The organism is Mycobacterium sp. PS03-16 (assembly GCF_004570325.1).
GTDB lineage: Bacteria > Actinomycetota > Actinomycetes > Mycobacteriales > Mycobacteriaceae > Mycobacterium.
Genome location: NZ_SPQO01000063.1, coordinates 1 through 11,688, shown reverse-complemented (window position 1 = coordinate 11,688; position 11,688 = coordinate 1). Strand labels below are relative to the sequence as shown.

General features: G+C 71.3%; 10 protein-coding genes and 2 pseudogenes. 4 read left to right on the top strand and 8 right to left on the bottom strand.

Annotated features, from left to right (window positions below; genetic code table 11):
- The 3 genes and pseudogenes from E4P42_RS26435 to ssd all read right to left on the bottom strand — a co-directional run.
- Positions 1-230: pseudogene (locus E4P42_RS26435) on the bottom strand (hypothetical protein); the annotation flags it as partial.
- A complete protein-coding gene (locus tag E4P42_RS26430; protein ID WP_135129600.1) occupies positions 227-1,393 on the bottom strand; it encodes a TadA family conjugal transfer-associated ATPase in 1,167 nt (388 codons plus the stop codon). The gene E4P42_RS26430 and the pseudogene E4P42_RS26435, both read right to left, overlap by 4 nt.
- Positions 1,390-2,451 carry a septum site-determining protein Ssd gene (ssd, locus tag E4P42_RS26425; protein WP_135129599.1) on the bottom strand — a complete coding sequence of 354 codons (1,062 nt, stop codon included), beginning with the start codon at positions 2,449-2,451 and terminating at the stop codon, positions 1,390-1,392. The genes E4P42_RS26430 and ssd overlap by 4 nt, the downstream gene beginning before the upstream one ends.
- 437 nt (positions 2,452-2,888) lie before the next feature.
- Here ssd and E4P42_RS26420 point away from each other — a divergent pair.
- A pseudogene (locus E4P42_RS26420) lies at positions 2,889-3,735 on the top strand (HAD-IB family hydrolase); the annotation flags it as partial.
- A 413-nt stretch (positions 3,736-4,148) separates the two neighbouring features.
- On the opposite strand, the gene E4P42_RS26410 reads toward E4P42_RS26420, so the two are convergent.
- On the bottom strand, positions 4,149-4,889 hold the full coding sequence (locus E4P42_RS26410; RefSeq protein ID WP_135129597.1) for an oxidoreductase: 741 nt from the start codon (positions 4,887-4,889) through the stop codon (positions 4,149-4,151).
- Positions 4,890-5,015: 126 nt separating this feature from the next.
- Here E4P42_RS26410 and acs point away from each other — a divergent pair, with 126 nt between their 5' ends.
- The gene (gene acs, locus E4P42_RS26405) at positions 5,016-6,965 is read left to right on the top strand and encodes an acetate--CoA ligase (protein ID WP_167759643.1); all 1,950 of its coding nucleotides are present in this window, start codon (positions 5,016-5,018) and stop codon (positions 6,963-6,965) included.
- A gap of 6 nt (positions 6,966-6,971) precedes the next feature.
- Here acs and E4P42_RS26400 read toward each other — a convergent pair whose 3' ends face one another.
- Positions 6,972-7,631: a S1 family peptidase gene (locus E4P42_RS26400; protein WP_245234247.1), complete on the bottom strand. Its 660-nt coding sequence runs from the start codon at positions 7,629-7,631 to the stop codon at positions 6,972-6,974.
- Between the two features lie 172 nt (positions 7,632-7,803).
- Between E4P42_RS26400 and E4P42_RS26395 the strand changes: the two genes are divergently transcribed.
- Together E4P42_RS26395 and E4P42_RS26390 are read left to right on the top strand one after the other, a co-directional pair.
- Positions 7,804-8,316 carry a phage holin family protein gene (locus E4P42_RS26395; RefSeq protein WP_135129595.1) on the top strand — a complete coding sequence of 171 codons (513 nt, stop codon included), beginning with the start codon at positions 7,804-7,806 and terminating at the stop codon, positions 8,314-8,316.
- The gene (locus tag E4P42_RS26390) at positions 8,316-9,269 is read left to right on the top strand and encodes an alpha/beta fold hydrolase (protein ID WP_135129594.1); all 954 of its coding nucleotides are present in this window, start codon (positions 8,316-8,318) and stop codon (positions 9,267-9,269) included. Before E4P42_RS26395 ends, E4P42_RS26390 begins: the two co-directional genes overlap by 1 nt.
- A gap of 1 nt (position 9,270) precedes the next feature.
- Here the strand turns inward: E4P42_RS26390 and marP are convergent, their stop codons facing one another.
- The 3 genes from marP to E4P42_RS26375 form a co-directional block, all read right to left on the bottom strand.
- Entirely contained in the window at positions 9,271-10,458 is a 1,188-nt protein-coding gene (gene marP / locus E4P42_RS26385) for an acid resistance serine protease MarP (RefSeq protein WP_135129593.1), read from the bottom strand.
- Positions 10,455-11,237, bottom strand: coding sequence for a CoA pyrophosphatase (locus tag E4P42_RS26380; RefSeq protein WP_135129592.1), 783 nt, complete (start codon positions 11,235-11,237; stop codon positions 10,455-10,457). Before E4P42_RS26380 ends, marP begins: the two co-directional genes overlap by 4 nt.
- Positions 11,234-11,688, bottom strand: a 455-nt coding sequence (locus E4P42_RS26375; RefSeq protein WP_135129591.1) for a TlpA disulfide reductase family protein, incomplete at its 5' end; no start/stop codon positions are given. The genes E4P42_RS26375 and E4P42_RS26380, both read right to left, overlap by 4 nt.

The window sequence follows — 11,688 nt, the reverse complement described above, 5'->3', positions numbered from 1 at the left end:
GATCTCCTGCGGACCCGCACCGTCACCGTGGCCGCCACCGCGGCGGCCGCGACGAGGACCGACGTCGGCGCGGCCGACCACAGCGCCGCCCCCACGGCCGCGCATCCGGCCACCGCCACCGCGCGCCGTGGCAGCTGCGCCCGGCGCGGCGCGCGGCCCGGTAGACGTCGCCGCCCATCCGCCGGCCCGATCAGCACGGCCAGCGCGAGCGCGAGCGCGGCGGTACTCACCGGCCGTCCCGTTGGGCCAGCAGCATGCGCAAGAGGTCGGCCCCCTCGGCCAGGCCTCTGCCGTGGCGCCAGGCCGGGACCACCCGCACCCCGGCGTCGGCACCCCGGTCGAGCACCGCGACCTCGGTGAGCCGCCGGATACCGGAGCGGTCGCGCGCCACGTGCAGCAGCACCTGCACAGCCGCGGCGAGTTGGCTGTGCAGCGCCGAACGCCCCAGCCCGCCCACCGCCCCGAGCGCCTCGAGCCGGGCGGGCACCTCGGCGGGACTGTTGGCGTGCACGGTGCCCGCACCGCCGTCGTGGCCGGTGTTCAGCGCGGCCAGCAGGTCGACGACCTCCGCCCCGCGCACCTCGCCCACCACGATGCGGTCCGGCCGCATCCGCAGCGCCTGACGCACCAGGTCCCGCACGGTCACCTCGCCGACGCCCTCGACGTTCGCGCCGCGGGCCACGAGCCGCACCACATGGGGATGCTGCGGCGCCAGTTCGGCGGCGTCCTCGACACACACGATGCGTTCATGCGCCGGCACCGCACCCAGCGCCGCGGCCAACACGGTGGTCTTCCCCGCCCCGGTACCCCCGCTGACCAGGAACGCCAGCCGGGCGTCGATGACGTCGCGCAGCAGGCCGGCGGCGTCGGCCGGGATGGCGCCCGCCGCGATGAGTGCGGCGAGGTCCTGGTTGGCCGGCCGCAGCACCCGCAGCGACAGGCACGTCCCCGCGGTCGCCACCGGGGGCAGGACCGCGTGCAGGCGCACCACGAACTCGCCGGTGCCCAGACCGTGCAGCTGACCGTCCACCCACGGTTGCGCCTCGTCGAGGCGCCGGCCCGCCGCGAGCGCCAGCCGCTGCGCCAGACGGCGGACCGCGGCCTCGTCGGGGAAGCGGATCTGGCTGCGCCGCAACCCTTTCCCGTCGTCGACCCATACCGCGTCGGGCGCGGTGACCAGCACGTCGGTGGTGCCGTCGGCGCACAGCAGCGGTTCGAGCGGGCCGGCCCCGGTCAGCTCGGTCTGCAGAACCCGCAGGTTGGTGAGCACCTCGGTGTCGCCCAGCACGCCACCGGATTCGGCGCGGATGGCCGCTGCGACCGCGGCCGGGTGCAGCGGGGACGCCTCCGCGGCCAGTCGCTCCCGGACCCGCTCGATCAGCGTCGCGCTCACGCCGCCTCCACCGCCGGATGGTGCCGCAGCACACCGAGCACCCGGCGGGCGGCGGTGGCGAGCGGAGACCGGCGCGGGATCCGCAGACCACCCCGCTCCAACGCCGCCGCCAGCGCCGGCTGCGGGCGCATGGCGGCCAGTAGCGGCAGCCCGACCGAGGCCGCCACCTCCGCGGCCCGCAGTCCACCCGGTGCCGGACCGCGCACCACCACACCGACATTCGCATTGAGCGACGACAGCCACGGCACCATCGCGGCGGCGGCCGCGCAGGTCCGGACGTCGGCGGTGGCCACGACGACCACCAGGTCGGCCGCGTCCAGCGCCACCTCGGCCGCCGCGGTGGACCGGCGCGCGAGGTCGCAGACCACCGTCGCGCCGCCCCGGCTGCCGGCCTCGATCACCGCAGACAGCGCATGCGCGTCGATGTCGGAGCCGGCTCGCCCGTTGGCCAGCACGGTCAATCCGCCGGTGCGGGGCAGCGCGTCGCGCAGCGCGGGATAGCCGACCCGTCCCCCGCGCAGCGACAGCTCCGGCCACCGCAGGCCGGTGGCGTCCTCCAGCCCGGCCAGTAGATCGGCGCCGCCGCTCCACGGGTCGGTGTCGATCAGCAGCGCCTCGGGCGCGCCCATCGCGAGCGCCGCGGCGAACACCGAGCCGCCGGCGCCGCCGCGCCCGGAGATCACCGCGGCAACCGGTCCGCGGGCGGCCTCATCGCCGACCGCGCCGGCCGCGTCGGACAGCAGCACCACCAGCTCGGCTTCCTGCCGCGGCAGCAGCACCACCCGCTGGGCACCGACGGAGATCGCCGCCTCCCAGTCCGTGGCGGCGGGTTCGGCACGGCAGACCATCAGCACCCAGTCGCGCCGAGGCAACCGACCCGCGCAGCGCCGGGCGGCCGGTTCGTCGACCAGCACTGCGGCCGCCGCGAGCCACGCCTTCGGGCTCGACGGCTGCTCGGCGTGGATCACCGGGACGGCGGCCGCGGCGGCCACGCGATCGGTGTCGTCGCGCAGCGCCGGGTCGGTGAGCATGGCCAGGATGCCGGGAGGTGCGGGCATGGCCTCACTGTGCCGGGTGTCCACGACCCGAATCGGTGCGCGACGGTGCGAGAACGTACGCGCTGTGGAAGAACTGGCAACTGTGGATAACCGGTGACACAGGCCACGGAATTGCCGTTTGGGCAACGTTATGGGCGGACCGCGATTTATCCGGTTTGCGAATGCAACCCCACAAAAAGGGACGACCCCCGCCAGGGGGGGAGGAGGCGGAGGTCGTCGTGTATCAGCCCCGGGGGGTCGGGCTGATGCACACCCGGCATAACCCGGGTAACGCCCACTATACACACGGTACGGCCACGGAATGCAAGTCCCGAGCGTCGTTGTAATAACCGATTCGTGACAAAAGGGCGTCGAACGCCACGTGTCGTGATCTGCCATTTTGTACAGCGGGGGCCCTGGATGTCACGTGAGCGCGTTTATGCTGGCCAGGTGACCGAACCCGATCGGACCGCCCTGCCGTCGACCGTTGCGCACCCCCAGGCAGCGACGGACCGGCCGGTGCGCACAGCGGCGTTCTTCGACCTGGACAAGACGGTCATTGCGAAGTCAAGCACGTTGGCTTTCAGCAAACCTTTCTTCGATCAGGGCCTGCTCAACCGGCGCGCGGTTCTCAAATCCACCTACGCCCAGTTCCTGTTCATGATGTCGGGCGCCGATCACGATCAGATGGACCGGATGCGGTCCTACCTGACGAACATGTGCGCCGGCTGGGACGTCGAACAGGTGAAGTCGGTGGTCGGCGAGACCCTGCACGACATCGTCGACCCGCTCGTCTTCGCCGAGGCCGCCGATCTGATCGCCGACCACAAGCTGTGCGGACGCGACGTGGTGGTGGTGTCGGCCTCCGGTGAGGAGATCGTCGCGCCGATCGCCCGCGCGCTGGGCGCGACGCATGCGATGGCCACCCGCATGGTCGTCGAGGACGGGCGCTACACCGGCGAGATCGCGTTCTACTGCTACGGCGCGGGCAAGGTCGAGGCGATCAAGGCGCTGGCCGCCCGCGAGGGTTACGCGCTCGAACACTGCTACGCCTACTCCGATTCGATCACCGACGTGCCGATGCTCGAGACGGTCGGCCACCCCGCCGTGGTGAATCCGGACCGCGCGCTGCGCAAGGAGGCCGCCAACCGCGGGTGGCCGGTCCTCACCTTCACCAAGCCGGTTTCGCTGCGCGACCGGATCCCGGCCCCGTCGGGCGCGGCCGTCGCGACCACCGCCGCGGTGGGGATGAGCGCGTTGGCCGCGGGGGCGCTGACCTACTCGCTGCTGCGCCGCTTCTGGTGAGCTACCGGTCGATAGCTGACGACCCGGCCGTAACGATCCGGAATCGCGGGCCCGACACCCTTGATGTGACGGGCATCACGGAGTAGAAAGGAGTCACGGAAGCCGGTGAGGCCAAGGTTCACCCGGAGGAGAAGGGTGGATCTCCCGAACCAGGCGACCCAGCACGGAACCCGGAACACCCACGCGGAGCACATGCCGCGGAATAGGCAAAAGTGTTGCGGGCCTGCGTAAGTGCGAACAGCGAACGGTGACGGCGGTCCTTTGGGTGGGAGCGCAGCCGGGTCGCCTCGCACGGACGCCGAGGTCAACCCACGCAACCCCAACAGCACGCTTGGGGACCGGGCTCCGTGCTAGCGGGCGGCGAGCCGAACTCGATTCGGAACGCCGCCCGCTTCGCGTTTGCCCGCAGGTTGCTACTGCGATGAATCGGCCGCGATCTGGAGGGCTTCGCGGGCACCGGCGTGCAGCGCCCGGCAGCTCAGCAGCACCCAGGCGGTCAGCCCGTCGGGAGTGCCGGAGGCGAAGCCGCGCGCCGCGGCCTGATAGTCCCCCGACTGCCGCATCCAGTAGATCTCGGGGACGCCGAGACCGTGCGGGTCCAGCCCGCTGGAGATCGTGACGAGCCGGGACAGACCCCGCGCCACCACGCCGTCGGCGGTGCCGAACGGCCGCAGCGTCAGCACCTCCCCGTGCGCGACGGCGGCGAGCACCGTGGCCGGGACGCGCGAACCGCCGGTGAGCAGCCCGGCGAGCAGTTCGAGGCGGCGGCCCACTCCAGCGTCCGCCCGCGGCCGCCCCAGGTGTTCGTCATCGGTGAGGTCGGCCGCGGCGAGCGCGTGCAACCGGGCCAGCGCCTGCAGCGGGGCGCGCTGCCACACGTCGACCAGCGCGGTGGCGCCACCTTCGAGTGCTTGGGAAACCCGCAACGCGCCGGCCAGCACGGGATCCGGCTCCCCCTCCTCGCTGAACTGCAGCGAGCCGCCGTCGAGCACCGACGAGGCGCGGGCCGCGCGCAGGGCCGCCTCGGCCGCGGTCGCCGGCCAGCCGCGCAGATTCGTGCGGTGCCGGTGCGCCCGGCCGAGCGCCTCACGCGCCTCCTCACCGGCCGCCGTCACCCCCGGTAGTTCGGCCAGTGGCGCCAACGGATCGGTCATGGGCGTTCACGCTAGCCGACCGCTGGGCTCGATTTGACCGACGCTCGTCGCATCGGAGCTGCCGTCCGCAGGCGACGATGTGAGGTCTCAATGTGGACGTCGCGGCAGGTGACTACGCTCACACCCATGGCCGAGACGCACACCGAAGTCCTGTCCGCTTACCCGCCGCCCGCCGAGTTCGCCGCGCAGGCGAACGCGACCGAGGAACTGTACCGCGAGGCCGAGCAGGACCGGCTCGCGTTCTGGGCACGCCAAGCCGAGCGGCTCTCCTGGGACACGCCGTTCACCGAGGTCCTCGACTGGTCGGACGCGCCGTTCGCGAAGTGGTTCGTGGGCGGCAAGCTCAACGTGGCCTACAACTGCGTGGACCGCCACGTCGAGGCCGGCAACGGTGACCGCGTGGCGATCCACTGGGAGGGCGAGCCGGTCGGCGACTCCCGCTCGCTGACCTACGCCGAGCTCAAAGACGAGGTGTGCAGGGCAGCCAACACGCTGACCGACCTCGGACTGGTGGCCGGCGATCGGGTCGCGATCTACATGCCGATGGTGCCCGAGGCCATCGTCGCGATGCTGGCGTGCGCACGCCTCGGCGTCATGCACTCGGTGGTGTTCGCGGGCTTCTCCGCCTCCGCGCTCAAGGCGCGCATCGAAGACGCCGAGGCCAAGTTGGTCATCACCACCGACGGCCAGTACCGCCGCGGCAAGGCGGCGTCGCTCAAGGAGGCCGTCGACGAGGCCTGCGAGGGCCAGAAATCCGTCGAGCACGTTCTGGTGGTGCGGCGCACCGGGATCGACACCCCGTGGACCGAGGGCCGCGATCTGTGGTGGGACGAGGTGGTGCCCAAGGCGTCCACCGAACACACCCCGGAGGCGTTCGACTCCGAGCACCCGCTGTTCCTGCTGTACACCTCCGGCACCACCGGTAAGCCCAAGGGCATCATGCACACCACGGGCGGCTACCTCACCCAGTCCAGCTACACCCACTCATGCGTCTTCGACGTCAAGCCCGAGACCGACGTCTACTGGTGCACCGCCGATATCGGCTGGGTCACCGGCCACACCTACATCGTCTACGGACCGCTGTCCAACGGTGTGACGCAGGTGGTCTACGAGGGCACGCCGACCTCGCCGAGCGAGCACCGGCACTTCGAGGTCATCGAGAAGTACGGCGTGACAATCTATTACACCGCACCCACGCTGATCCGCACGTTCATGAAGCTGGGCCGCGAGATCCCCGACGCCCACGACCTGTCCAGCCTGCGGCTGCTCGGGTCCGTCGGTGAGCCGATCAACCCGGAGGCCTGGCGCTGGTACCGGGATGCGTTCGGCAACAACAAGACCCCCATCGTCGACACCTGGTGGCAGACCGAGACCGGTGCCATCATGATCTCCCCGCTGCCGGGTGTGACGGCCGCCAAGCCGGGCTCGGCGATGACACCGCTGCCAGGGATCTCGGCCAAGATCGTCGACGACGACGGCAACCAGCTCGCCCCGGGCACCGATCACGGTGAGCAGGCCAACGGCTACCTGGTGCTCGACCAGCCGTGGCCGGCCATGCTGCGGGGCATCTGGGGTGACCCGCAGCGCTTCAAGGACACCTACTGGTCGCGCTTCGCCGAGCAGGGCTGGTACTTCGCCGGCGACGGCGCGCGCTACGGCGCCGACGGCGAGATCTGGGTGCTGGGCCGCATCGACGATGTGATGAACGTGTCGGGCCACCGGATCTCGACCGCCGAGGTCGAGTCGGCGCTGGTGGGGCACAGCGGCGTCGCCGAAGCCGCGGTGGTCGGCGCCACCGACGAGCAGACCGGTCAGGGCATCTGCGCGTTCGTGATCCTCGAATCGCACGCCAAGGACAACGAGACCATGGTCGACGAACTGCGCGCGCAGGTGGCCAAGGAGATCTCGCCGATCGCGCGGCCGCGCGAGATCCACGTCGTGCCCGAACTGCCGAAGACCCGCAGCGGCAAGATCATGCGCCGGCTGTTGCGTGACGTGGCCGAGGGCCGCGAGCTCGGCGACACCTCGACGCTGGTGGATCCGAGTGTGTTCGAGGCGATCCGGGCCAGCAAGTAGAAGCGGTCAGGAACCGACCGGGACGAACCCCGTGCCCGGTCGGTTCTTGGCGGCGATGTCGGCCAGCTGGGTGTTGAACGACATCGTCACCGCCGGGGTGTGCAGCGGGATGTACTGGATGACACAGGTCGGCAGCTCCTGGGTGTAGGCGCCGTGGATCATGCCGACCAGCCGGTTGTCGACGGTGACCGGTGCGCCGGAATCGCCGGGCTGCCCGCAGACCTGGTTGACGATCGTGCCCGGATCCTCACCAGGCCCCCAGGTGACCCCGCACGAATAGCCGGTGGTGCGGCCCAGTTTGCACGCGATCTGCCCGAAGGACGGATCCGGTCCCAAGCCGTCGATCCGAAAGCCGTTGACCGTGTTGGTCGGCGTGACCTTCTGCGGGTCGAACTGGATGACCGCGTAGTCGAGCGCGTCGTTTCCGGCCACCATGGTGCCGAGCACCCCGGCGGCGTCGGCCCCCTCGGCCGATACCGTCGCCCCCGGCCCGCCGCAGTGTGCGGACGTGAAGCCGATCAGGTTGCCGCGGTTGTCCGTGCCGATCGTGGTGAGCGTGCAGAACGATTCACCGTTGACGATGATGCCGGAGCCGCCGCCGAGGACCACCGGACCCTGCGCCGCGGCGATCGGCGCCACGCCGAGCGCGCACGCCACGACGGTCAGCACTGCCACAGCCCACGACCATCGGCGGTGTCCGGTACGCAATGCCACTCCCCCATCGATTGAGCCCGACCCGCCTCGTGATCGGCACAGTCTAACGTCGGCCGGAATCGTTTAGCGGCAGCCCGCATGGCAACATGAACCGCGACTGTCAGCACAGCGGGAGGAAGTGTCGGTGAGCAGAGGCGAGCGCAACAACGGCGTGCCCACAACCGTGACGTCGATTCCGCTGGTGGACCCGCACGCTCCCAAGCCGGATCCGTCGATCGGTGATCTGGTCAAGGACGCCACCTCGCAGGTGTCGACGTTGGTGCGCGCCGAGGTCGAACTGGCCAAGGCCGAGATCACCCGGGACGTCAAGAAGGGGCTGACCGGCAGCGTCTTCTTCATCGCCGCGCTGGTCGTGCTGTTCTACTCGACGTTCTTCTTCTTTTTCTTCGTCGCCGAACTGCTGGACAACTGGCTGTGGCGGTGGGCCTCGTTCCTCATCGTCTTCGGCATCATGGTCGTGGTCACCGCCCTGCTGGCGCTGCTGGGATACCTGAAGGTGCGCCGAATCCGGGGCCCGCGCGAGACGATCGAGTCGGTGAAGGAAACCCGCGAAGCGCTGACGCCGGGCGGCGAGAAGACGCCGAAGGCGGTCGCCCTGTCCGACGGTCAGAAGGCCACCGACCCGTCCGGCTGGTAATGCCCCCGCCCGACCCGTCGGTCGTGCGGATCGACGGTCCCTGGCGTCACCTCGAGGTTCACGCCAACGGCATCCGCTTCCACGTCGTCGAGGCCGACACGGCCGAGGCCGCCACCATCCCGGCCACCGAACGGCCGCTGGTCATCCTGCTGCACGGCTTCGCCTCGTTCTGGTGGTCGTGGCGCCATCAGCTCACCGGCCTGACCGGGGCCCGGGTCGTCGCGGTCGACCTGCGGGGCTACGGCGGCAGCGACAAACCGCCCCGCGGCTACGACGGCTGGACCCTTGCCGGTGACACCGCGGGTCTGGTGCGGGCACTCGGGCACCGCACCGCGACGCTCGTCGGACACGCCGACGGCGGTCTGGTGTGCTGGGCGACCTCGGTGCTGCACCCCCGCGTGGTGCGCGCGATCGCAGTGGTCAGTTCACCGCATCCGGTCGCGCTGCGCGCCTCCGCGATGACCCGCCGCGACCAGGGCCGCGCCCTGCTGCCGTCGATGATGCGCTATCAGGTGCCGATGTGGCCGGAGCGGACGCTGACCCGCCAGGACGGCGCGGAGGTCGAGCACCTGGTGCGGGCCCGCTCAACCCCGAGATGGCAAGCCTCGCAGGACTTCTCGGAGACGATGGACCATCTGCGCCGCGCCATCCAGATCCCGTCGGCAGCGCATTCGGCGCTGGAGTACCAGCGCTGGGCCGTGCGCAGCCAGCTGCGGGGTGAGGGCCGGCGGTTCATGCGGGCGATGAAGCGGCCGCTGGCAGTGCCGATGCTGCACCTGCGCGGCGACTGTGACCCGTACGTGCTGGCCGACCCGGTCTACCGCACGCAGCGTTTCGCCCCGCACGGCCGCTACGTATCCCTCGATGACGCCGGTCATTACGGGCACGAGGAAGCCCCGGCGCAGACCAACGAACAACTCGGCCGGTTCCTCGGCCAGGTGTACGGGCGCTGACTCAGCCGACGCAGGTGCCGGTCGCCACCCGCGCGGTGTTCCCGACCTTGGCGAGCTGGTTGGCGACCTCCGAGGCCGTCAACACGAAGCCGGTGTCGGCGTCGTCGACCGCGGCGCCGAACACCACACCCAGCACCTCGCCGCTGCGGTTGATCATCGGCCCGCCGGAGTTGCCCTGCCGGACCGTCCCCCGGATCGTGTACACCTCGCGGGTGACCGTGGTGGAGCGGTAGATGTCAGGGCCGTTGAGTTCGATGATCTCGCGCACCCGCGCCGGCGTGGCGGTGAAGTCCCCGCCGCCGGGATAGCCCATCACGATCGCGTCGGTGCCCGCCGGGGCCGCGTCGCCGACGAAGGTCAGCGGCGCGGCGGGCAGGTTGGGCACGTCGAGGATCGAGATGTCGGCGTTGGGATCGTAGGAGACGACGAACGCGTCGTAAGTCTGGCCGTCGACCTCGACGGTGACGCTTTCGGAACCGGCGACCACGTGGGCGTTGGACATGACCCGGTTGGGCGCCACGACGAAGCCGGTGCCTTCCAGCACCTTCTGACAGCCGGGTGCCACGCCGCGGATCTTGACCACGCTGCCCCGAGTGGCACCGACCACCGCGTCGGTGGCCAGCGCCGCATCCGGCGCGTCGACGGTGGCGATCGGGGTGCGGCCGAACGGCTCGAGCACCTCGGGCAGGCCGGAGGTGTCCAGCAGTCCGGACAGCCGGGTGGGCACCTGCTTGAGCCAGCTCGGCGCCACCTGATCGACCTCGGCGAGCACCCGCGACCCCTTCACCGCACCGGCCAGGTTCGGCTGATCCGATGAGGTCAGCGGGGTGGCGAGCAGCCAGGCCGCCAGCAGCACCGCGACGATCTGCAGTCCGACGCCGATGATCGAGTCGAACAGCCGCAGCGTCCGGTTGCGGATCGCGCTGCGCACCGCGCGGCCGAGCACCACACCGGCGATCTCGCCGATCACCACCAGCGCCAGGATCAGGAACAGCGCCGCGAACAGCTTGGTGCGCGGCCCGCTGATGTGGTCGACCACGTGCGGGGCCAGCAGGACGCCCGCCACCGCGCCCAGCACCACGCCGATGAACGACATCAGCGATCCGAGCGCGCCCGAACGCCAGCCGGAGATGGCGGCGACGAAGGCGACGGCGAGGACGAGGAGGTCAAGCCATTGAGAGGGTGTCATTGTTGAGGTTCACCGTAGCTGCCGTGATCGCCGACGAGCGCCATTGCCTCGTCGAGTCCGCGCACGTCGTCGGTGTTCCACGGCACGGCCCACCCGGCGACGTCGAGGATCGCGGAGATGACCTGACCGGTGAATCCCCACACCAGCATCTCGTTGAGCAGGAACGCCGGGCCGGCCCACCGGCGGGAATTGGCGTCGCGGTACACCATCAACCGGTTCTGCGGGTTGACGAATGCCCGCACCGGCACCCGGGCCACGATCGCGGTCTCCGACTCGTCCACCACGGCCACCGGGCCGGGATCCGGCGAATACGCCAGCACCGGCACCACGTGAAAGCCCGACGGCGGGATGAACATGCGTTGCAGCGTGGCCAGCGGATGCACCCGGCTGGTGTCCAGGCCGGTCTCCTCGGTGGCCTCGCGGAACGCGGTGTGCACCGGGCCGTCGTCGTCCGGGTCGGTGGCGCCACCCGGGAACGCGGCCTGCCCGGCGTGGTGGCGCAGCGTGGACGCGCGGACGGTCACCAGGAGGTCGGCGTCGTCGGGCAGATCGCCGCCCGCCTCGTCGCCGGGCCCGGAGAACAGCACCAGCACCGCGGCGTCGCGCTTGCTGCCCGTCACGGTGGCCGTCGCGTTGGCCGCGGTCAGCGCCGCGAGCACATCAGGGGGAACGCGGCGGCGGTAGGCGCGCGGCACCCGGTCGGTGTTGTCGACCAGCGGGGTGAGCCAGGCCGGTGCGGCGTCGGGCACCAGCCGGTGCCCGTCGCGCGTGGAGCTCACCCCGGCTCTCCCATCGTCTGATCGACCGCTGTCTCGATCTCGTCGGCGGTCGTGAAGGGCCGCGGCAGGATCCCGGCCACGCTACCGTCCGGACTCAGCACCACCGTCGCAGGCATGACGTTGGGCACCGCGAGCGCCGCAGCGACCAGGCGGCGCCCGTCCTGCAGGGTCGGCAACCGCACCCCGAGGTCGGCCAGCCGCAGCAGCGCGGCCGTCTCGTTCTCGTCCTGATGCACGGTCACCACCGTCACCTCGTCGCCGGCCCGGCGCTGGTACTCCTGCATCGCGGGCAGTTCGTCCGCGCACGGACCGCACCAGTACGCCCAGAGGTTGAGCACCACCGTCCGCCCGGCCAGCGCGGGCGCGACGTCGACGGCCGAACCGTCGGCCGCGCACTCCAGCGTCACCCCGCGCAGCGCGGCGGAACCGGCGCCGCCGGCCGGCGCCGGGC

Bases quoted from the DNA above. Each gene is read 5' to 3' on its own strand.
- E4P42_RS26410 (WP_135129597.1), bottom strand. From the start codon at position 4,889: ATGACCGATCCGTTGGCGCCACTGGCCGAACTACCGGGGGTGACGGCG.
- marP (WP_135129593.1), bottom strand. From the start codon at position 10,458: ATGACACCCTCTCAATGGCTTGACCTCCTCGTCCTCGCCGTCGCCTTC.
- E4P42_RS26390 (WP_135129594.1), top strand. From the start codon at position 8,316: ATGCCCCCGCCCGACCCGTCGGTCGTGCGGATCGACGGTCCCTGGCGT.
- acs (WP_167759643.1), top strand. From the start codon at position 5,016: ATGGCCGAGACGCACACCGAAGTCCTGTCCGCTTACCCGCCGCCCGCC.
- ssd (WP_135129599.1), bottom strand. From the start codon at position 2,451: ATGCCCGCACCTCCCGGCATCCTGGCCATGCTCACCGACCCGGCGCTG.